Origin of the sequence: Pseudoalteromonas sp. CnMc7-15, from assembly GCF_022347925.1 — a bacterium.
GTDB lineage: Bacteria > Pseudomonadota > Gammaproteobacteria > Enterobacterales > Alteromonadaceae > Pseudoalteromonas > Pseudoalteromonas ruthenica.
In genome coordinates this window covers 167,667-188,090 of the sequence record NZ_JAKRFT010000006.1, presented here as the reverse complement: position 1 = coordinate 188,090, position 20,424 = coordinate 167,667, and the positions used below count along the sequence as shown (strand labels likewise).

18 protein-coding genes and 1 tRNA gene are annotated in these 20,424 nt (G+C 47.1%); 11 read left to right on the top strand and 8 right to left on the bottom strand.

What is annotated here, in order from left to right:
- The first annotated feature begins 4 nt into the window (after window positions 1-4).
- The 8 genes from ptsP to MHM95_RS15560 all read left to right on the top strand — a co-directional run bounded on the left by ptsP (window position 5) and on the right by MHM95_RS15560 (window position 7,008).
- On the top strand, window positions 5-2,278 hold the full coding sequence (ptsP, locus tag MHM95_RS15595) for a phosphoenolpyruvate--protein phosphotransferase (RefSeq protein WP_151172375.1): 2,274 nt from the start codon (window positions 5-7) through the stop codon (window positions 2,276-2,278).
- 75 nt (window positions 2,279-2,353) lie between these two features.
- The gene (locus MHM95_RS15590) at window positions 2,354-3,160 is read left to right on the top strand and encodes a sulfite exporter TauE/SafE family protein (RefSeq protein ID WP_022944082.1); all 807 of its coding nucleotides are present in this window, start codon (window positions 2,354-2,356) and stop codon (window positions 3,158-3,160) included.
- 12 nt (window positions 3,161-3,172) lie between these two features.
- Complete coding sequence (lgt, locus tag MHM95_RS15585; RefSeq protein ID WP_022944081.1) at window positions 3,173-3,988, top strand: prolipoprotein diacylglyceryl transferase; 816 nt, start codon at window positions 3,173-3,175, stop codon at window positions 3,986-3,988.
- Between the two features lie 4 nt (window positions 3,989-3,992).
- On the top strand, window positions 3,993-4,826 hold the full coding sequence (locus tag MHM95_RS15580) for a thymidylate synthase (RefSeq protein WP_239385720.1): 834 nt from the start codon (window positions 3,993-3,995) through the stop codon (window positions 4,824-4,826).
- 79 nt (window positions 4,827-4,905) lie between these two features.
- Complete coding sequence (locus tag MHM95_RS15575) at window positions 4,906-5,499, top strand: FlgO family outer membrane protein (protein ID WP_138542749.1); 594 nt, start codon at window positions 4,906-4,908, stop codon at window positions 5,497-5,499.
- 12 nt (window positions 5,500-5,511) lie between these two features.
- On the top strand, window positions 5,512-6,237 hold the full coding sequence (locus MHM95_RS15570) for a FlgO family outer membrane protein (RefSeq protein WP_239385719.1): 726 nt from the start codon (window positions 5,512-5,514) through the stop codon (window positions 6,235-6,237).
- A 60-nt stretch (window positions 6,238-6,297) separates the two neighbouring features.
- A complete protein-coding gene (locus MHM95_RS15565) occupies window positions 6,298-6,867 on the top strand; it encodes a FlgO family outer membrane protein (protein ID WP_022944077.1) in 570 nt (189 codons plus the stop codon).
- Window positions 6,868-6,933: 66 nt separating this feature from the next.
- A tRNA-Arg gene (locus MHM95_RS15560) sits at window positions 6,934-7,008 on the top strand.
- A gap of 108 nt (window positions 7,009-7,116) precedes the next feature.
- On the opposite strand, the gene MHM95_RS15555 is transcribed toward MHM95_RS15560, so the two are convergent.
- The 4 genes from MHM95_RS15555 to MHM95_RS15540 all read right to left on the bottom strand — a co-directional run bounded on the left by MHM95_RS15555 (window position 7,117) and on the right by MHM95_RS15540 (window position 10,797).
- Complete coding sequence (locus MHM95_RS15555) at window positions 7,117-7,644, bottom strand: hypothetical protein (RefSeq protein ID WP_235419866.1); 528 nt, start codon at window positions 7,642-7,644, stop codon at window positions 7,117-7,119.
- A 10-nt stretch (window positions 7,645-7,654) separates the two neighbouring features.
- Complete coding sequence (locus tag MHM95_RS15550; RefSeq protein WP_239385718.1) at window positions 7,655-8,488, bottom strand: hypothetical protein; 834 nt, start codon at window positions 8,486-8,488, stop codon at window positions 7,655-7,657.
- A gap of 255 nt (window positions 8,489-8,743) precedes the next feature.
- Window positions 8,744-9,478: a glutathione peroxidase gene (locus MHM95_RS15545; RefSeq protein ID WP_235419868.1), complete on the bottom strand. Its 735-nt coding sequence runs from the start codon at window positions 9,476-9,478 to the stop codon at window positions 8,744-8,746.
- 149 nt (window positions 9,479-9,627) lie between these two features.
- Window positions 9,628-10,797, bottom strand: coding sequence for a flagellar assembly protein T N-terminal domain-containing protein (locus MHM95_RS15540; RefSeq protein ID WP_239385717.1), 1,170 nt, complete (start codon window positions 10,795-10,797; stop codon window positions 9,628-9,630).
- A gap of 127 nt (window positions 10,798-10,924) precedes the next feature.
- Between MHM95_RS15540 and MHM95_RS15535 the strand changes: the two genes are divergently transcribed.
- The 3 genes from MHM95_RS15535 to MHM95_RS15525 all read left to right on the top strand — a co-directional run bounded on the left by MHM95_RS15535 (window position 10,925) and on the right by MHM95_RS15525 (window position 14,269).
- Entirely contained in the window at window positions 10,925-11,380 is a 456-nt protein-coding gene (locus tag MHM95_RS15535; protein ID WP_045978622.1) for an LPP20 family lipoprotein, read from the top strand.
- Window positions 11,381-11,687: 307 nt separating this feature from the next.
- On the top strand, window positions 11,688-12,323 hold the full coding sequence (locus MHM95_RS15530) for a transglutaminase-like cysteine peptidase (RefSeq protein WP_235419869.1): 636 nt from the start codon (window positions 11,688-11,690) through the stop codon (window positions 12,321-12,323).
- Window positions 12,320-14,269 (top strand): LapD/MoxY N-terminal periplasmic domain-containing protein, encoded by a 1,950-nt coding sequence (locus MHM95_RS15525; RefSeq protein ID WP_239385716.1) that lies wholly within the window; start codon window positions 12,320-12,322, stop codon window positions 14,267-14,269. The genes MHM95_RS15530 and MHM95_RS15525 overlap by 4 nt, the downstream gene beginning before the upstream one ends.
- On the opposite strand, the gene MHM95_RS15520 is transcribed toward MHM95_RS15525, so the two are convergent.
- From MHM95_RS15520 to MHM95_RS15505, 4 genes are read right to left on the bottom strand one after another with little or no spacing between them, the layout of a single operon-like run.
- Window positions 14,266-14,862: a response regulator transcription factor gene (locus tag MHM95_RS15520; RefSeq protein ID WP_239385715.1), complete on the bottom strand. Its 597-nt coding sequence runs from the start codon at window positions 14,860-14,862 to the stop codon at window positions 14,266-14,268. The genes MHM95_RS15525 and MHM95_RS15520 overlap by 4 nt on opposite strands.
- Before the next feature lie 2 nt (window positions 14,863-14,864).
- Complete coding sequence (locus MHM95_RS15515) at window positions 14,865-16,289, bottom strand: HlyD family type I secretion periplasmic adaptor subunit (RefSeq protein ID WP_239385714.1); 1,425 nt, start codon at window positions 16,287-16,289, stop codon at window positions 14,865-14,867.
- The gene (locus tag MHM95_RS15510) at window positions 16,286-18,418 is read right to left on the bottom strand and encodes a type I secretion system permease/ATPase (RefSeq protein ID WP_239385713.1); all 2,133 of its coding nucleotides are present in this window, start codon (window positions 18,416-18,418) and stop codon (window positions 16,286-16,288) included. The genes MHM95_RS15515 and MHM95_RS15510 overlap by 4 nt, the downstream gene beginning before the upstream one ends.
- Before the next feature lie 23 nt (window positions 18,419-18,441).
- Window positions 18,442-20,415, bottom strand: coding sequence for a TolC family outer membrane protein (locus MHM95_RS15505; protein ID WP_239385712.1), 1,974 nt, complete (start codon window positions 20,413-20,415; stop codon window positions 18,442-18,444).
- Window positions 20,416-20,424 lie beyond the last annotated feature (9 nt).

Here is a 20,424-nt window from a genome sequence, read left to right as displayed (position 1 = left end):
CACCATGTTAGCCACCATGCGCACCATCGTCGAGCAAGTTGCTCAGCAACCGAGTTTGGAAAGCGCATTGGTGGTATTTGTATCGCAAGTAAAAAAAGCGATGCGCACCGAGTGTTGCTCAATTTACTTCGCTGATTACAGTAAAGATAACTTCGTCTTAATGGCTACCGATGGCCTCAATCCTGGTGCTGTGGGTCAGTTTCGAGTCGGTTTTACTGAAGGCTTGGTGGGCTTAGTGGCGCAGCGTGAAGAACCTATTAATTTGGCTTATGCCAAATCGCACCCGCGCTTTGTCACCTCCGATTTAGTGCAAGAAGATCAGTACAATGCCTTTCTTTCTGTACCTATTGTGCATCAACGCCGCGTGCTCGGTGTTATTGTCGTGCAGCAGCAGGCTGCGCGGGTATTCAGTGAAGATGAAGAGTCATTTTTAATTACTCTTTCTGCTCAGCTAGCGCCTCAGTTGGCCGACGCACAACTGCAAACCTTGCTCAACCAAGATGGGCAAAGCCAGCGCTCCACAACTCTTAAAGGCATATCCGGCTCGCCGGGTATCGCTTTGGGGCAGGCCTATGTGGTGTTGCCTAAAGTTGACTTTTCGTCGGTTGAAATGCGCAAAGAGCCTAACAAACTCAAACAAAAGCAGCTATTTTTCCAGGCGGTAGCCGCCACCCACAAAGAGTTCAGCACCCTGGCAACGTCGATGCAAGGGCACCTTCCCGATGAGGCTGTGGCTGTCTTTGAAGTGTATTTACAGCTTCTTGATGCGAAGAGCTTAGGACGCGATGTTGAATTAGAAATAGCCGATGGGTGGTGCGCCAAAAGTGCGCTGAAGCGGGTTATTGAGCGTCTAGTGCAGCAATTCAATGCTATGCAAGATCCTTATATAAAGGAGCGCGCTGTTGATGTTAAAGACATTGGTTTACGGGTTCTGCACCACCTATTAAATACTGAGAAGGCCACCAAGGTGTATCCAGACGATACAATTTTGGTGGCGCACACATTAACCCCAGCTATGCTAGCTCAGGTTCCCAAAGAAAAACTCAAAGGGGTGGTCAGCGTCCATGGTGCGGCGAACTCCCATGCCTCTATTCTTACCAAGGCGATGAACATTCCCACCGTGTGGGGCATCAATGATATTCCTCTATTGCAGTTTGACCAAAAGGAATTGATTGTTGATGCTTATGCGGGGCGCGTCTATTTATGTCCTAGCGAGGCTCTTAAGCAAGAGTACGCACAAGTACAGCATCACGATGCAAAATTACATGACCAGTTTGAGTCTGAGCACCATCTTGAGGCGAAAACCGCAGACGGGAAAAGCATCGACTTGTTGCTTAACGCTGGCTTAGATTTAGGCAGTGAGCTCAATAGTGCCCGATATTGCGATGGTGTTGGGCTGTACCGTACTGAGTCTTGGTTTATGCAAAAGGGGACATTTCCGTCTCAGCATGAGCAAGAGGTGTGGTATCGCCAAGTACTCAGCAGCTACCATCCTGCGCCAGTTACTATGCGTACACTGGATATTGGCGGTGATAAGGCACTGGATTATTTCGATATTGACGAGGAAAATCCGTTCTTAGGGTGGCGCGGTATTCGCGTAAGTTTGGATCATCCGGAGCTTTTCCTCGATCAACTGAAAGCCATGATCAAGGCCAATACTGGCTTAGGTAATCTACGTATTATGTTGCCGATGATAAGTGATATCGGGGAGGTCGATGACGCGTCTGCGCTGATGGAACGCGCTTATTATGAGTTGCAACAAGATGCACCGGATCAATTCAGCTACATTGATAAGCCGCTAGTGGGAGTGATGATTGAGGTGCCCTCGAGCATGTATTTACTCAAGGAGTTAGCGGCCAAAGTTGATTTTTGTTCGGTGGGCAGTAACGATTTAACTCAGTATCTGTTAGCTGTGGATAGAGCTAACTCCAGAGTGGCTGGGCTTTTTGACCCTTATCATCCCGCAGTTTTACGAGCTTTAAACGGTATTGCCCAGCAATGCCAAAACGCCAACTTTCCCTTTAGCCTATGTGGTGAACTTGCCGGTGAGCCTGAAGGCGCGGTGCTCCTTATTGCTATGGGGTTTGACAGCCTAAGTATGAACTTCAGCTCGTTACACAAAGTGAAGTGGGTGATCCGCCGTGTCGGCTTGGCCGCTTGTGAGGTGCTATTGCATCAATGTTTGGCTGCTTCCAGTGCAAAGAAAGTGCATCGCTTGGTGCGTGAATTTATGCTCGAAAACCACCTTGGCGCGCTTCTTTATACGCAAAAAGAGTGATCAATAAGTGGTCGTGAAATTGCCTTTATAACCTGATATATTAGCGCTATAAGAAAAGTTTATAAGAAGGGCGGTATGGCTGACCTGATATGGCTATTTTTGCTATGCACAGTGCTTGGCAGCGTAGTAGGCTTTTTAGCTGGATTACTGGGAATAGGAGGCGGCTTACTTATTGTCCCGGCGCTTTCGGCGTTATTGGTGCACTTTCATGTCACGGATGTTGAGCACGTGTTAGTGATTGCCATTGCTACCTCCTTGGCTTCGATTTTATTCACCTCCACCTCTTCTGCTTTGGCGCATCATCGTAACCAAAATGTCCCCTGGCAAGTTGCACCTTGGGTGCTTGTAGGCGTTTCACTGGGCGCCCTGATAAGCGGCTTTATGGCAAGTTATATACCTCAACAGGGATTGAAAACCATATTTGCTGTCTGTGTGATGTTCATTGCGATGCGTATGATTGTCTCTACGCGCAGAGTAATGAAGACTCGGGCTATGCCTAAAGGTCCTGTGGTTGCTGCTAGTACCTCGGTACTTGGGGCCATATCCGGGTTAATCGGTATCGGCGGCGGCGCGCTTGTGGTGCCGCTTTTAAATTATTTTTCTGTGGATATGAAAAAGGCCATTGGCTGCGCCGCAGTCAGTGGCATAGCCATTGCGCTGTTTGGCTGCTTGGGTTACATTGCCTCCGGGTGGCAAGTGAAGAGTTTAAGCGATGGCTTCTTGGGCTTTGTGTATTTACCTGCTTTAGCGGGGATTGTTGTCACCTCCTGGTTCACTGCTCCTTTTGGCGCGCGAGCAACGCATTTTTTACCAGTATCGCAAATTAAGAAAATCTTCGCCGTGCTATTGGTGGTGATCGCCTTGCGAATGGTGTTTAGTTAGGCATTGGAATTTATGGCTTTAGAGTTTCCGCAAATCGACCCCATTATTTTTGAAGTGGGTCCGGTGGCTGTACGTTGGTATGGCTTGATGTATTTAATTGGCTTTGCTTTCGCTCTGTGGCTGGCAAACCGACAAGCAGCAAAACCTGGCTCAGGGTGGAGCAAAGAGCAGGTAAGCGATCTGCTGTTTTACGGCATGCTCGGTGTGATCCTCGGCGGACGTGTGGGCTATGTGCTGTTTTATCAGTTTAGCTATTTCCTCGAAAATCCATTGTATTTACTGCGTATTGACCAAGGCGGAATGTCCTTTCACGGAGGCACCCTCGGCGTGATCGCGGCGATTGTGTGGTTCGCTAAAGCCAAAGGTAAGTCAATCTTGGCGGTGGGCGACTTTGTGGTGCCTTTGGTGCCGTTAGGACTACTGGCCGGGCGCATTGGTAACTTTATCAATGGCGAGCTTTGGGGGCGCGCATCTGATGTGCCTTGGGCTATGGTATTTCCTACTGGCGGGCCTGAGCCAAGACACCCTTCACAATTATACGAGGCATTTTTTGAAGGCCTCGTGCTGTTTCTTATTTTGCAGTGGTTTATACGCAAGCCACGCCCAGCAGGCAGTGTCGCCGGATTGTTTTTACTCGGTTACGGGGTATTCCGTTTTGCCATTGAGTACTTCCGTGAACCTGACGCTCATTTAGGCCTGTTTGCAGACTTTATTTCCATGGGGCAAATTTTATCCTTGCCAATGATTATCGTGGGTGCTGGGCTGATGTATTGGGCATACCAGCATAACAACAGCACAGAGAAACACGGTTCACAACAACCAAGCTAATACTATGAAGCAATATTTAGATTTAATGCGCCATGTGAAAGAGCATGGCACCAAAAAAGAAGACCGGACCGGTACCGGTACCCTTAGTGTATTCGGCTATCAAATGCGCTTTAATTTGCAAGAAGGGTTTCCCTTGGTGACCACCAAGAAGTGTCATTTGCGCTCGATTATCCACGAGTTGTTGTGGTTCCTTAAGGGCGATACCAATATTGGTTATCTTAACGATAATGGCGTGCGCATTTGGGATGGTTGGGCCACGGCAGAAGGTGAGCTGGGCCCAGTATATGGCAAACAATGGCGCAGCTGGGAAGGTCCTAATGGTGAAGTGATTGACCAGATTAAGGACGTGGTCGAGCAAATTAAAACTAATCCAGATTCACGACGGTTAATTGTGAGTGCCTGGAATCCAGCATTGTTGCCAGATACTCAGTTTAGCCCTAGCGAAAATGCCGCTAAGGGCAAGCAAGCACTGCCGCCGTGTCACACGCTATTCCAATTCTATGTGCTTGATGGCAAGCTGAGTTGTCAGCTATACCAACGTAGTGCAGATATTTTCTTAGGTGTGCCGTTTAATATTGCCAGCTATGCGTTACTGACCATGATGATAGCGCAAGTATGCGATTTAGAATTAGGCGACTTTGTCCATACCTTTGGCGATGCGCACTTGTACTTGAACCACTTACAGCAAGTAGAGGAACAGCTTGGGCGTGAACCCTTCGCCAAACCGACCATGAAGATTAACTCTGAAGTGAAAGATATCTTTTCTTTTAGCTTTGATGACTTTGAGCTGGTGGATTACCAGTGCCATCCTCATATCAAGGCGCCTGTTGCTATTTAATCTAGCCTCAGGTTATTGCTGGCACCTTTATTGCAGGCACATTAAATAATATTCATAAATGTGTTTCGGTGAGGGTGTCATGCGACTCTTAATCACGATTTTGCTAGCGGCGATGGTGACGGCTTGTGCGCCTTCACAACGCATAGAAATTGTGCCCCGCGTCGGTGAATACCGACCTGTTCAAGAAAATACTATTCACCAATATAGTGTCCGTCTTGCCAATAATATGACAGCGGCGCTGCAAAGCATTGCTCCGGGTGCCAAAGTCGCAGTCGGCACCTTTTTGCCGCCCCAGTCTTTAACGCTCAAGCAAATGACACCTCAGCAACATCAGATAGCTCTACAACTTCAAGAGAGTTTTATCACCCTCTACAATCAAATGGGTTTCTCTGTGGTTGAATATCGAACCCGTAATAGCATTGCTTTGCGTGACGGCGGAGATGTTATGTTGAGCCGAGAGGTAGGGCAGTTAGCAGCCCGTCATGGTATCGACTTTTTTGTTACCGGGACTATGACCCCACAGCAAGATGCTTATGTGGTCAATGTGCGGATGATTAACATCAGTAATAATGAGGTGGTCGCGGCGGCGACGGACTATTTACCTAATAATGTGTTAACTAGTGCCGATAAAGTACATATGCAAAATGGCCATATTGAGCGCCGCGCTTATTAACGAGGAAAGACTATGAACACTCCCGCAATTTCAGGGCTTTTATCGCTGACCTTAGCTGTAGCTGGTTGTGCCAGTATGAATCAATGGACCGCGCATGAAGATGAAGTAAAGCGCCAGGCAATTGAAGAGTATGAAAGTGCCCATCAGCAGGTTAAAGTGATTGGTGCCCCAGAGCAATCCGTGGCTGGTAATACAGCTCAGTATCAAGGCCTTAACAATCCTCTTAAAGTACATTCTAGCCGCCAAAGTTACGCGAAACATTCTGTGAAAAACATTAACCATTATGTGCGCGGATTGATGCAAGATATGATGAGTAACATTGACGCCAGCGCACAAAATCAGGTTATGGCAGTATCAAGCTTCGTCTACTTAGATACCGACTACCAGCAGGGCACATTATTGGGCAACCAATTGGCAGAGAGCTTTATGCATGAGTTGCATGAATTTGGGGTGCCTGTAGTGGATTACAAGACCACCGATTACATTCGTGTAACCCCTGATGGCGACTTCGCTTATAGCCGTGACTTTTTAGAGTTGCAGCAAGATCACCCAATGCGCTTAGTGTTAGCGGGCACGCTGGTGAAACACCAAGGCGGAGTCTTAGTGAATGCGCGGATTGTTAGCGTCAATTCGAAAATGGTCATTGCCAGCTCTCAAGGTTTGATCCCCAACGATGTAGTAAACGCGTTACTGAGTAACGCCAGTTATAATGGTGTGGAGCTCAGCCAAGCGAATTAGTTATAAAGTTTTTAGCCCTGGCGCCGATAACCGACTATATGGCTTAAGTGGGTAAAAACAATGATAAAGCGTTTTCTTGTTGGCGCCATGGTAACAACCATGGCCATGGCTGCATGGGCTCAAAGTGAGCCAAGCAAGGTCGAGATAAACCCTCTGTATATCAGTGTTGATAGAGGGTTTAACAATGCTCACCACAAACACCTAGGGGATTACACTCAACAATTGGCATTGAAACTCAGTGATACCATGGCGACACAACATGTCAGCCATATTGCAGTGACCAGTTTCGTTGACTTTGATCATCGCCTTGATAACGCTGGCGCCCTTGGTAACCAGTTAGCCGAAGGGCTGATGACAGACCTGCAACAATTTGGTTTTGCAACGGTCGAGCACAAGCTTAAACGCGCTATTTCTGTTCAACCATCCGGTGACTTTGCCCTTTCTCGTCATGCCAGCGAGTTGGCTGAGTCGGTGGGTGTAGACCATGTTCTCACCGGTACACTGGTGTACCGCCCCAATGGTGTGGTGATTAATGCTCGAGTGATCAGTAGTCAGGATCAAGTCATTAAAGCCAGCGCCCGCCAGTTTATTCCTTACTTCGTCTTAGACGACCTATTGCCGCATGGTTAATAGCTCAGCGTTTGTGCTTTAAGCTATTGCTATTTAAGGTGAAGTTATTTGATAATAGAGGCCAGTGGCCTCTTAGTTAAATGGATATAACAACCCCCTCCTAAGGGGTAGTTGCAGGTTCGATTCCTGCAGGGGCTGCCAATAAAACCATTAATTACTTTTAAACCCACCAAGTACCCTTCTTTCAGCTTACTGAAACCATGTCCTAGACTTGAATGTTTAATTTTGAAATTTTGCGGTAGATAAGTGTTAGCACATACCTTCAAATAGCTTTTTATCAATGTTTTTAACTTTGATAGCTTCAAAAATCGTTAGTAACTTATTTGAGTCGGTTCTTTCTGATTTCGTGCCGATAGTAAATTTTTTATTGATCACAGTACATCCAAAGATGGGGCCTGCTTCACCCAAGCCACCAGAATATAATGCTCTTTTATTATCAGGGGTATCCTCGGAAACAGTGCTAATGGGAGCTCGTTTACCTGATTGACTCACAGAGAAGTACTTAATTTCACTACTTTCACTCCAACCTTCATTGGCATCCATCTGTGTCACAAGCACACCTGAAGGGGGGATATGATACACCCTCGAGTTACCTTCATACTTGGGTGGTTGACCATTTGGTGCGTTGAACACAATATATAAGGATCCTACGTATCCTTCAGGTATTAGATAAGTTGCAGGTTCTCTTTTTTTGACTTCTGTACAGGAAGATAAAAATGCGACCATTAACCCAACTAGCAGTATTTTATAAAAGTGAGTGTTGGAGGAGTATTTCATGAAGTTTCCTTTACTTTAGTAAGCCATCAAAGCAATACTTTAAACTTGCTTTTTCGAGTAACATACAGTGACCACTATTAGCAGGAATAGAGATAAACCGGTAATTCCAATCAGTTATTTTTTGGAACTTTAGTTTTGGTTGTTTATTGGTTCGCCTAAAGAGTTCATCACCAACAGTCCCTTTAAAACTACCATTGTTATTAAGGGGTAATCGTATTGCGCTTGCTATCATCGAGTAGTCAGCATTTAAAGATAAACTCACAGGTGCTGCTCCTTTTCGAACGTGTACACCCAATGAAACGGCTTGTCCACCAGGGCCTACAATAAAAGCCTCGCAATTTGGAAAACCATCGCCAGTAATATAAGTTACAATGTCCATGTGACCGTTTTGCCTGTCAATATCTATAACGATTTTGTATTTAACATTTAAGGTCGGAACATAGGAGAAATCTAGAGCTTCTTGTATCTCAGGGGAGCCTGGCATAGCGTGGTTAACACCACCATATTGACCTTCCATCCTATACTGGTAAATGTGTTTATTGGGAAAAACTCTGCTTGTAAGAAAAGTGCGTCCTTTTGGTGCCAATTCACCATTATAAACTCTTTTTGCTCTCTCCCAAGGAGATTTTGATGGATCTGAAACAGTTTCTTTTGAGTGTACTTTATTTTCTTTAGTCGAGAGGTAAAACTTATGCCAAATGCGAGATGTTACACCTTCAGTACCACTCGGCTTTAGAGAAAACCCACGATTGTCCCCTTCAAACATGAGGCCTGACCAACCGAATGTTTTCTCTGGGTGAAATGAGCGTATATTAATTTCATAGTCTGCTAATTGGAGAGTCATGCGATAATTCCATTTATCAATAAGTTATAATCCGTTTCGACTAGGGTAACATCGAGCTTGGTCAAAAACAAACCAAAGAACACGATGCCATAAGCAAAAAGTAAATAGCGCTTTTTCGATAATGGATGAGGAAGCTGTCACGCGTATGTCGAAGTAAATTGTTTGTCGTGATACTTCTTAGAAGCACGATTTGGGTGTTTATTTACTAGAAAAGAGGGTTACGCATATAGTAACCCTTCTAGGATCTGATGGGGGTTATTCGAAGTATCTCGCTAAATCATCAGAGCCACCTATATGTTGCCCACCAATAAATACTTGCGGTACCGTATCTCTACCGGACATTGCTTTTAAGCTGGTAAGCGACGCTTGACTACCCAACACAATTTCCTCAAAAGCAAGACCGTGCTGCGTAAGCATTGCTTTCGCTTTGGTACAAAACGGGCATCCCGGCTTTGTAATAATGCTTACTGGCTGTGGCTTACTTTGTTTGGGGTTAATATAATCAAGCATAGTATCTGCATCCGATACCTCAAAAGGGTCGCCTGGTTTTTGCGGCTCGATAAACATCTTCTCGACCACGCCGTCTTTCACGAGCATGGAGTAGCGCCAGCTACGTTTACCAAAACCTAGGTCATTCTTGTCGACCAGCATGCCCATGCCGTCAGTGAACTCGCCGTTACCGTCAGGGAGTAAGGTAATATTGTCGGCTTCTTGGTGCTCAGCCCAGGCATTCATCACAAATGTATCGTTTACCGACACGCAGACAATGTCATCTACGCCATTTTGTTTTAGTACACCGGCAAGCTCGTTGTAGCGTGGTAAGTGTGTTGACGAGCAGGTTGGTGTAAACGCACCGGGCAATGAGAAAACCACGACCGTCTTACCTGAAAAGATATCGTCTGAGGTAAGTTGTTGCCATTGCTCGCCTTTACGCACTGCAAATGTCACCTGAGGAATTCGTTGGCCTTCGCTGTTGTTTAATGTTGTCATACTGATAATCTCCTTTCGATGTGTTGGGTACAGTGTGACAAAAGCGAATTGATTTGTATATCAGTAAGAATTGATGACTTTGATTGTTAAAATCGAACGTTGAACGTATCTTGATTTTAAATGGTACGCAGGAAAGTGCTGAGCCTAGGCTATTGGCTCAGCAACACTAAGTCGTTGAGTTGAATATTCGCCAGTGGCCGTTTACCAATATTAGTGGCAATGGCACTGTGTTGGTAAAGCTGATTCACTTCTACACGGTGTAAGGTGGTTACCTGACGTGGCAAATGTTTGCCTGCATAGGTGGTGAGGTTGCTGCTATGCGCCAAAGTGAGTTGCTGACCCATCACTAAGCCGTTGGCTTTACCTAAGTTGACAACTACTTGGTCACCATCAATATGCTGAATTAATCCACGGGTGGGTAGGCAGCGCAGCTCATTGTTAAGGTCAAACATCACTTTCTCACTAAGCGCAGTAATGGCTCGTCCGTATTGGCTTTGCCAAAAAGTGCCACTGTTTACATCGATACGAGCGGTTTTTTCAAACTGCCAAGGCCCTTGAGTTTGATAGGCTTTTTGCCATATTTTTTCAAAGCTCAAGGCATCGAATAACGCAAACTCTACATTAAAATAGCGGTTATAGCTTTCATCCTGCCAAAATGCATAATCATTATTCAATTGCTTGCCGGTGGAAATATCGGTGATTTGCGAGAGTAACACGTACTGACTGTTACTTTTGCCGCGAATATATTCCAGTACGTTTTCATCATACTGAAATTGCTGTGTAAAGAAGGGGCTAACATCCACTGCTTCTTTAAAATAAGGAATAGGCAGCATAGCTAATTGCGTTTGGCTCATAATTGCGTAGAGCTGCTTAGTAAAAGCAGGGGCTACGTCAAATATTTGACCATAACGAGCTTGCTGTGGATTATCCAATGCCGTGCGTGTGAGGGCAAAGTGGCTAATAAAGTCGTGTTCAGGGCATTGCTGTGGGTTGTCTAACACTTCAATTTGCATGGTGACACTGATCATGCCATCACTTTGTTGCTCTTCGAGAAGCTGCATTTGTTGTACTTGACCATGTGCTTGCAAAGAAAGGTGATCCTGAGTGAGCACGCCGTTAGTCAAGGTCTGCACACTGGATAGCTCCAGCCCTGAATATAATAACGCCTGTTTTATAGCGTCACTGACCGCGTTGGCGCGTGCTGTTTCGGTATCTCCATCCTCTAAAGTCGCAACCCCTGTGGTTTGCAACCATTGGGCGCTGACACTCGGGCTTATTAGTGCAATCATCAGTGCGCACACAGATGCCAAATATCGCATAGTTATCCCACCTAAAAATGTTCTTGCAACAAAGATAGCAAAGAACATACCAACTCCCCTGTAATAGTGGCATTTATCGTGCATACTACTGAGCATAGGTTTAGAGACAATCAGTGTGGAGCAAAACATGCTACGAATGATGATACTGCTGATCAGCACATGGAGCATGCTCGGTTGCAGCAGCGTGTTTGATAAGCACGTTGAATACACCATAGAGCAACCTGACAATTATCCGATTTTACGGGCGATTGGTTATGCACCTATCGCCCCACAGCCCGGTGAAAGCGCTCAGCAAAAATCACTGATGGCGATGAAAGCTTCGAAGATAGAAGCCTATCGGGAGTTGGCGGAGCAGGTTTATGGCCAACAAATGCAAGGGCAAACCACCGTTGCCAATGCCATTGCCGGAGATGATGTACTGCAAGCGCGGGTTCAAGGGGTGATCCGAGGGGCTCGAGTTAAACGCAGTTATGTTGTTGGCGATAGTTATGCGACTGAATTAGAGCTGGATATGAAGCTAGTACACGATCTTTACATTACTCAGAGTAAGCCTCGCAAGGTAAAAAAGGTCACTTACTACTGAGGTGCTTGCTGATATACAACATTGCCCCAAGTGTACGCCAGTGCGCTTGGGTTTATCTTTTCTTGCCTTTATACACCTGCATTTTTGCTTTAATTTCTAATATCAAACTTATTCTAAGCACCTCTTTATACTGCATTTACGGCTAACATCGGGTGCTGCAGAACTGAAAATCACTGCTATGCTTTAATAAATCAAACCCATTGCGTCCTAAGCGGTGCGCAGAAACTATGTAGGCCTTTAGGACGTAGTGAGCAGTGCGAAAATTATAAATAAAATACGGTGGCTGGGGCTAGGTTTAGTGTTCGCCATGACGTTGCTCATGAGTGGCATTCACGCTGGCGCAACTATGGACAGCGGCTTGTTTCAAACGCTTATGCGCAACCAATACGGTACTCAACGTTTACTGGTGGCGCAGCGCTGGCAGCAATTACTAGCTAGCTTGAGTGCTGAAACCGAAACCCGCAAAGTGCAACTGGTCAATCAGTTTTTTGCCACGCAAGTGCGCTATCGCACCGACCAACTTCTCTACAAACAACAAGATTATTGGGCAACGCCATTAGAAACCTTAGGTCAGGGGCTGGGCGATTGTGAAGACTACGCCATAGCGAAATACGCGTCATTGAGGATGCTAGGCATCGCTGATAATAAGCTGCGGCTTATCTATGTTAAAGCGCAAATAGGCGGCCCTCGCAGCCGAGAGTTTCAAGCGCATATGGTGTTGGGTTATTACCCGACCCCCAGTAGCCAACCCATCATTCTCGACTCGCTCACAAGTGCTATTTTGCCAGCAGCGAAGCGCACTGATTTATATCCGGTTTTCAGCTTTAACAGTGAAGGTCTGTGGACTGCAACGTCAACTCACAGTGTGGCCGACCCTCGGGCGAGATTATCTCGCTGGCATTCGGTTTTAAAGAAAATGGAACAGCAAGGAGTTAGGTGGTGATAAAGCAAGCATCTACAGCGTCCAGTGGGGCGCACCGTATATCTCTGGTGGTACAACTGTGGCTGGTGATTGTGGTTATTGCTTTGAGTGGGTTGATCAGCAGCGTACTCATTAGCGGGTACAATGTTAAATCTAGCTTCACCGAAGAGCTTTATTTGAAAAACGCCGATAATGCCACAACCTTAGCACTTGCGCTCAGTCAGATGGACAAAGACCCAGTGACGGTTGAACTTTTCGTCTCAGCAGCCTTTGATACCGGCCACTATCAGCAGATTAAATTAGTCGATACACAGGGGGAAGTTGTGGTTGAGCGTTCGCTTGCACAGCATGAACATGCTTCAGTACCTAGTTGGTTTGCACAGATGTTTGCTTTTGAGGTCGACGCCGGCGTTGCACAAATAAGCAATGGTTGGCAGCAATACGGCACCTTGTATATTCAGAGTCAGCAAAGATATGCATTAGAAGCTTTATGGGACAATGTGCTCAATTTAGCCAGTGGTTTTGCTATCGTTGCGTTATTGAGCTGTATTGCTGCTTCACTCATTTTACGTTGGGTTCTGAAGCCTTTAGAGCGAGTGGTCGCTCAAGCCCAAGGGTTCTCAAAAAAGCAATTTAAGCAGCTTGCAGTTCCCAATACGGCCGAACTAGCTGAGGTGACAGAGGCGATGAATCATCTGGCTGAGCGCTTTGGTGGCATTCTGCGCGAAGGGAACGAGCGTATCGCCCGCGCACAATACCTAGCCCAGCATGATACAACAACAGGGCTTGCCAATGGTCGGTACTTCCTGTCGCGTATGGAGCAAGAGTTAAAGCAAGTTAGTCATCATCAGCAAGTGCTGATACTAATGCGTTTAGCAAATTACGAGCAACTGCGGGGGAGCTTAAACCCGGAACAGTTTTATAGCTTGGAGAAAGAGCTGGCGCAGTTACTGATTAGGTATGCAGAAACTCAGCAAGATAACCTTCATGACTGGCAACTTGGGCGTATCAGTCATTGTGACTTTGCTCTTCGACTCAATGAGGTAATGGCTGCAGAGGATAGCTCACGGACGCTGACGCAATGCTGTAGTGAATTTAGCGATACCTATAATGGGCTGGTAGAGCTGAGGCACAGTATTACCTATATTGAAGAAAAGCAAAGCGGTGAAGAGGCTTTGCAGCAAGGTCAGCGGTTGTTGGCTATGGCCACTGCTTCCGGCGTAGATATGTACGCCGATGCTGCAACCGAGCATCACCAAGTCGCGGCGGTGACTGGGCAATCCTTAACGCAAGCGCTTGAAAAAGAGCAGTTTGAATTAAAGCTCACAGACGTACTGAATTTTGACGATAGCTGCGTGCAAAGTGAAGTCGGTTTATATTTGAAAGTGGGTAACAAGGTCCATTCGCGACGCTACTATCAACGTCTGCTCAGTGAGCAACAATTGGATGCGCAGCTGGACTGGAAAACGGTGAAAACATTTTTCAATGAGAAGTTATGGCTGCATTACGCTCAGCCTCTTGCTATCAAACTCAGTGAAGCGACTCTAGAAGATGAAATCGCTTATACCAGTATTCTTGCATTGATATCGAGTGAGCGGCTGCTAGCATCGCGCCTAACCTTGGAGTTTTCTGAATCATGTTTAATCAGCATGGCTGAACAAGTGAAAGAGTTCTGCCGAGAGGCAAAATTAGTGGGTTGCCAATTAGGTTTAACGGATGCAGGTCAAGCATTGAACCAAGTTGATGGTTTAGAACAGTTGGGGTTAGATATTATAAAGCTTGATAACACCTTGGTGCACAACATCAGTAATGATGAGGCCACCCAACAGTTGGTGAGGCATATTTGTGCACAAGTGCGCCCTTTGGGGATGATGGTCGTGGTGGAGGAGTTGGCTCAAGACATTGCTGTTGAATTACTCAAAGAGTTGGGAGTCAGTGCCCGTATTCAAACTCAGCAGGGGCATTAATGCCCCTGCCCAGCACCGTTGACATGCAACGCTAATTGCAGTCGGTCTTTAACCTGTAGCTTTGCAAATGTCGAGCTTAGATGCTGTTTAACGGTACGCTCAGAAATATAGAGGCGTGCCGCGATAGCCTTGTTGGTTTGTCCTTGAGCCACGAGCTTGGCGACCTCACATTCACGCTCGCTCAGTTTACTTAAATCCGCAGAAGTAGGTGAACAGGCCTTATCGGCGATGGAAAGCGCACCAATAAGGTTGCTTAGCAAGCAGCCAGGAAGCCACAGAGCATTGTTTTCAATCGCGTCACGCGCCTGTTTAAGTACAGCCGTAGTGGCGAACAGTTCAACATAGCCGCGCGCACCTAAGCTAAACCCTTGTTGTAATTCACTGACACAGGGATTACGGGTCATCAAAATAATTGCGATATGACGATCATGTAACTGGCCAATGATCTGTTGCCAACCGGGCATGCCAGTGAGTACCCAAGCAACACGAGCATCGGGTATTTGCTCGGGCAGTGTATAAAGCACTTCTATTGGCTCACCTAGGCGCTGCCAATGGCTAGATATGAGCCCTTGTTCGGTTATAAACAGATCCATGGCTAACGCTCCGTCATCGCCTGAGAAGTGGCTTTAAGAATGGGTTTTAACAAATAGTCTAATACCGTTTTTTGCCCAGTGATAATATCCACTTGGGTTGTCATTCCTGGGATAATCGTGAGCTGCTCGCTCAATGAGCCGCGCGATGTTTTTAATTGCACTAAGTAATAGGTGTTATCGCGTTCATCGGTGACAGTATCGGCACTGATGTGAGTGACTTGGGCTTCCAAACCGCCATAAATAGTAAAGTCATAGGCTGTGAGTTTGATCATCGCCGGCTGTCCTGGGCGTAAAAAGGCGATGTCTTGTGGCGCAACTTTGGCCTCCACAAGTAGTTGATCATCAAGGGGGATGATTTCCACCAAGTCACTGCCAGGTTGTAACACCGCGCCCACGGTATTGACCAATAGGCGTTGCACAGTGCCACGAACTGGCGAGCGAATATCTGTTTGTGTAACCTTATCAGCAAGCCCCGTTTGTGTTTCCCGCAAGGCGTCGAGGCGCCGCATCGAGTCGGAGAGTTGGTTGCGCCAGCGGTTCACCATGGTCAATTCGACCTCATCAATTTTACTTTGTGCTTCTTCAATCGCCGCCTGGGTTCGCTTTAATGCCGCTTGGGCGCGCTTTATCTCACCTTGTAAGTCCACAGCCTGTCGCTCCAAGCGGATTATATCGACTTCAGAGACGGCCCCAGATTGCAGTAATGGTCGTGTTACCCTCAGTTCTCGTTGGCTTAGTGCTAAGCTGGCGCGGTACTGCTCAATGGCTGCTGCTGTTTCATTGTAGTCTTGGCGTCGCTGTTCTAATTGCCGTTGGTGAATACGAATTTGCTGGGTCAATTCCTGCTTGTTACTGCGATATTGGGCTTGCTCATACTTAATCGCATTAGGCGCCTGTTGCGTTAATTCATCGCTAAATACCAGTTCAGTATGGGCGGTGAGTGCTTGTAAGCGAGCCACTTCAGCGCTTAACCCTAAATACTGGGCGCGGCTTTCACGCAGGCTGGAGACAAACCGAGTCGGGTCGACCTTGACGAGGAGGTCCCCTTGTTCAACAACTTGCCCCTCCTTGACGAAAATTTGCTCGACCATGCCTCCGTCATAAGATTGCACAATTTGCAGTTTTTGCGAGGGGATCACCCGCCCTTCGCCGCGTGTCACTTCATCTAGTTGTGCGTAGGCGGCCCACACCAGCAGCAGTATAACCGCCACGGCTATAGCATACAGAAGACCGCGCGCCGCCAGTGGTTGCTGCTGCATTTGCTGCCAATGCGCATCAGCCACCCAATCTTGCTGATTGGGAGGCACGAAGAAACCATTAAACAGACGATTGAATAACCCCTTTTTGGCGCTGCGTTGAATGCCTCGGCCTAAGCGCTCAAAACTCGCTTGCTCAATACTGGATGGCGGGTGTTCTTGCTCTTTCATGATGCGTGTTTCACCGATTTTTTCGTCAAGTGAGAGGTGATCGTCGCTTTATCTCCATCGGCGATGATTTGGCCCTTGTCCATGACTATAACTCTATCAACGAGTTCCAACAGGGCTGAACGATGGGTAACAAGCACTAGCGTTTTGCTGGAGCAGCAGTGTTTTAGGGTGTGAATTAACCGTTGCTCGCTGCTGTGATCTAGGGCTGCACTGGGCTCGTCCAATAGCAACACCGGAGGATCATTGATGAGGGCCCGAGCCAGAGCAACGGCTTGGCGTTGTCCGCCAGAGAGTAACTTTCCTTGTTCGCCAACTTGCAAATCAAGGCCGTCAGGATGGGCGTTGATAAGCTCCATTAGACCAGCTTTCTCTGCAGCTGCTATTATTTGTTCATCTTCGGCATGCCACGCACCAAGCGTGATGTTGTCTCTTAACGTACCGTACATTAAGCTCACGTCTTGGGGAACGTATCCTATATTGTGGCGTAGCTCAGCCGGGTCGAGTTGGCCGATATCAATGTCATCAACTAATATATGGCCTGCATTAGGGCTATATAACCCCATAAGAAGCTTCTCAATGGTGCTTTTGCCAGAGCCATTTTTACCGACCAGGGCCACATGCTCACCGACATTAATTTGCAGTGACACGTTGCGTATAATAGGCACTGCGTTTTCATCATAACTAAAGTTAACTTGATCTAACTTAAGGTGGCCGTTAAGGACAGGGTGAGACACCCAGTGTTTGCCCTCTGGTCGCTCCACTGGCTTGTCCATTATCTCATTGAGCGAATCCATAGCCGTAGCCGCGTGGTGATATTGTGCCATCACAGCGGCTGTTTGCGAGATTGGGGCCATGGCGCGAGAAGATAACAGATACGCGGCAATCAATCCGCCTTGCGTTAATTCGCCGTCAATCACCAAGTACACACCAACAATGATAAGGCCAATGCCGACTCCTTGCTGCATCCAAGTAGACAGATTAGTAATTGAGGCGCTGAGCAAACGGCTTTGGGCATTTATACGCGCCAAGTACAGTGTCGCTCGCTCCCACGCTGATTGCACTTTACATTCTCCATGAAAGGCTTTGATATCATCGAGGTTGTTTAAGCTTTCAACCAGCACAGCATTGCGCATGGCACTGACTTTCATGGTGTTGTCACTTAGCTGCTCAAGGCGATTGTGACTGGCAAGGGCGTACAGCAAAATGACTACAGCGCCAATGATCAGCGGCACAATTAGCTCTAAGCCAATCAGTGCGATGATTAATACGTAAATTAATACAAAGGGTAAGTCGACTAACGCTACTAAGGTCATAGAGCTAAAGAACCCACGGATAGACTCAAAAGCGTGAAGGTTTGCGGCAAATGAACCTGAAGATTGAGGCTTATTCTTCAGTTGCATGCCGAGTACCCGCTCCATAATGGTGGCTGAGACTTTCACATCGATACGGCTCGCGGCTAATTCAAGAAAGTAACTGCGCATCAAACGCAACACCAAGTCGGCGCTGAGCGCCAACATAGCGCCAATACCTAAAACCCATAAGGTATGTACGGCTTGGTTTGGGACAACGCGGTCGTATACGTTCATCACAAACAGCGGCATAGTCACTGAAAACAAGCCTATGAATAGTGCGGCAATAATCACATCGCGATACAGCGAGCGACATTCTTTGATGATTGGCCAAAACCACCCGGCGCGGCTATTTTTATTAGTCAGAGGCGCGCGGGCATCGTAGGCAAATTCAGGCTGAAGGTAGATAACCGCGCCGCTATAGGCTTTTTCAAACTCCCCAGTACTTTGTTGTACTGGCGTATCTGCAAGTTCAGGGTAAATCACAGATACTTGCTCGTTATGCTTATCGAAGCTTAGCAGCACACAGGCTTGATTGTTTGCCATTAACACAATAGCGGGCAGTAAAGCGGTATTAACCGCATCAAGGTCTCGATGTACGAGCTTCGACTTAAAGCCTGCCCGTTTGGCGGCGCGTGACAGCACAGAAGGAGTGAGCTTATCGTCAACAAGAGGAAGGCCAGCGATAAGCGCTTCGCCAGAGAAGGGGCGATTATGATAATTGCATATTATCGCTAAGCAATCCGCTAAGGCACCACCGTGAGCATGATCCATTTTCATAAAACGCCATTTTTAGTCGGTGGTTAGCTATTGATTTTGGCTTCAATTCGCCTATTGAGCGCGTTGGCGCGCACCGAGATTTCTTGCTGAATAGGCTGTTCAATACCAAAGCCCATGGCAGTGACCCGCTGCGCAGAAATACCGAAGTTATTGATAAGAATCTCGGTAACAGCAAAAGCGCGGCGCTCTGACAGCCGTTTGTTATACTGAGGTTCGCCATCAAGTGACGCGTGGCCGTGGATTTCAACGGTTTTATCTGGGTGTTGCTTTAAGAATGTCGCGAGGCGTTCAATCTCAGCGTAGTATTGCGGCATTACCACGTCAGAATCGAAGGCAAAGGGAATACCTATTTCCACCGAGCGCGTGTCCGCTGTATATTTAGTGCAGCCTTGGGCGTCGACCTCGGTTGCAAATGGTGTGGCCGGACACTGGTCTTTATCATTAGCAATGCCATCACTGTCGTCATCAGCACTTATAACGGCTGCGTTACTGCTAAGACCAGCAGCCGGTAATGTGGTGTCTATTTTTATACTTTTATAGGCGTTGTTGCGCTTATTTTTCTCGGCAAGAAAAGACTTGCGAGACATTTGGCTGGCAACGTCGACTTTGGGGCAAAGGTGCTCGCTATCTGCTGTAAGCGGCGACTCAGTTAACTCACTTAAAGTAGGGTATTGTTCGTTGGTAATACTTAAAGCTTCGAGTAAACCGCCCATCTCTGCTAGCATCGCCAATACATTATTCATTCGCTCATACTCGGCATTTATATAGGCTCGGCTGGATTGAAACGCCTCATTTTCAGCATCAAGCACGTCCAGCAAAGTACGCTCGCCGATATCGAACTGATCCTTATAAGCCAGCTTGACCTTCTCTGAGGCGGCCTGGTGCTGCGCTAAGGCCGGTAGCTTACGCTCTAAAATGCGTACGTTATTGTAGGCGATTTGCACGCCTTGGCGTATCTCTAAACAGGCTAAATCGCGCTGTTGCTTAGCAACATTAACTTGTTCGTATGCTTGCTCGAGATTGGCACTATCAAGGCCACCATTAAACAGGTTGTAGCTTACATCGATGCCAATGCGGCCTTCGGAGCGAGTTGTGTTAAAACCAAGCTCATCTCTGTCTTGCATGCCATAGCGAGCGGATAAGTTCACGTTGGGGTGAAACCCAGACTTTTGGCTTTGTGCAAAGGCTTGCTCGGCGCTGATACCATAGAGCGTGGCATAAAAGCGCGGAGAGTTTTCATATGCTAGCGCTAACGCTTTGTTGATAGAAAACGGAATTTGTTCATCATCGATCCCCGCCTCGTTGAGGTTGCTAGGGGGCAGCTCGCCAACAATCCGTAGATAGCGGGCATTGACATCGTGCAGGTTGGCAAGCTCGGTCATAACGTTAGACTCGGCCAGCGATAAGCGTCCGGTGATTTGCTCTAAGTCGGCTGCTCTGGCTACGCCAGCGCCGACGCTTTGCTCTATCTGTTGAAACACCATTTGGTGTTGTTCAAGGTTTTGCTCTGCTAACTCCACCAGCTTGTTGTAGCGAATAACATCAAGATAAGCGGTAGCAGCATCTAAGCTGGTTTGTTGTGCTTGAGCTAGCAGCTCAAAGTAACGTGTTAGCTGGATTTGCTCAAACCGCTCCACTTCGTTGCTAGTGCGAAAGCCGTCATAGAGCATTTGAGTTACGCTCAACTCGGCGGTATTTCGCGCATACTCATCATCAACGCCGTAATTACGAGTCTCGTACCCAGTGCTTGCATTGACGTCGACTTTAGGCAAGTACCCAGAGAATGCAGCATCGACCCCATGCATTGACGCTTTAAATTCATGCCAACGCTGTTTTACCTGCGGATTTGTGTCAATCGCTTGTTTGGCGGCGTAAGAAAGTGGCTCAGTGGAGCGCGCTTGTGATGACGAGCTTGCAAACATCGTTGTCAGTGCAATAGCGGTCAGTAGAAGCGGTTTAAGACCTATGAACTCCTTGTTAGCCTGTTCACGATCCATGCTAACCTC

What these genes read in the sequence shown, in the direction of transcription:
- MHM95_RS15570 (WP_239385719.1), top strand. Translation starts at nt 5,512, where the DNA reads ATGAACACTCCCGCAATTTCAGGGCTTTTATCGCTGACCTTAGCTGTA.
- MHM95_RS15520 (WP_239385715.1), bottom strand. Translation starts at nt 14,862, where the DNA reads ATGGATCTGTTTATAACCGAACAAGGGCTCATATCTAGCCATTGGCAG.
- MHM95_RS15545 (WP_235419868.1), bottom strand. Translation starts at nt 9,478, where the DNA reads ATGACAACATTAAACAACAGCGAAGGCCAACGAATTCCTCAGGTGACA.
- MHM95_RS15550 (WP_239385718.1), bottom strand. Translation starts at nt 8,488, where the DNA reads ATGACTCTCCAATTAGCAGACTATGAAATTAATATACGCTCATTTCAC.
- MHM95_RS15540 (WP_239385717.1), bottom strand. Translation starts at nt 10,797, where the DNA reads ATGCGATATTTGGCATCTGTGTGCGCACTGATGATTGCACTAATAAGC.
- MHM95_RS15530 (WP_235419869.1), top strand. Translation starts at nt 11,688, where the DNA reads ATGACGTTGCTCATGAGTGGCATTCACGCTGGCGCAACTATGGACAGC.
- MHM95_RS15515 (WP_239385714.1), bottom strand. Translation starts at nt 16,289, where the DNA reads ATGAAAGAGCAAGAACACCCGCCATCCAGTATTGAGCAAGCGAGTTTT.
- MHM95_RS15535 (WP_045978622.1), top strand. Translation starts at nt 10,925, where the DNA reads ATGCTACGAATGATGATACTGCTGATCAGCACATGGAGCATGCTCGGT.
- MHM95_RS15505 (WP_239385712.1), bottom strand. Translation starts at nt 20,415, where the DNA reads ATGGATCGTGAACAGGCTAACAAGGAGTTCATAGGTCTTAAACCGCTT.
- MHM95_RS15590 (WP_022944082.1), top strand. Translation starts at nt 2,354, where the DNA reads ATGGCTGACCTGATATGGCTATTTTTGCTATGCACAGTGCTTGGCAGC.
- MHM95_RS15580 (WP_239385720.1), top strand. Translation starts at nt 3,993, where the DNA reads ATGAAGCAATATTTAGATTTAATGCGCCATGTGAAAGAGCATGGCACC.
- ptsP (WP_151172375.1), top strand. Translation starts at nt 5, where the DNA reads ATGTTAGCCACCATGCGCACCATCGTCGAGCAAGTTGCTCAGCAACCG.
- MHM95_RS15510 (WP_239385713.1), bottom strand. Translation starts at nt 18,418, where the DNA reads ATGAAAATGGATCATGCTCACGGTGGTGCCTTAGCGGATTGCTTAGCG.
- lgt (WP_022944081.1), top strand. Translation starts at nt 3,173, where the DNA reads ATGGCTTTAGAGTTTCCGCAAATCGACCCCATTATTTTTGAAGTGGGT.
- MHM95_RS15555 (WP_235419866.1), bottom strand. Translation starts at nt 7,644, where the DNA reads ATGAAATACTCCTCCAACACTCACTTTTATAAAATACTGCTAGTTGGG.
- MHM95_RS15565 (WP_022944077.1), top strand. Translation starts at nt 6,298, where the DNA reads ATGATAAAGCGTTTTCTTGTTGGCGCCATGGTAACAACCATGGCCATG.
- MHM95_RS15575 (WP_138542749.1), top strand. Translation starts at nt 4,906, where the DNA reads ATGCGACTCTTAATCACGATTTTGCTAGCGGCGATGGTGACGGCTTGT.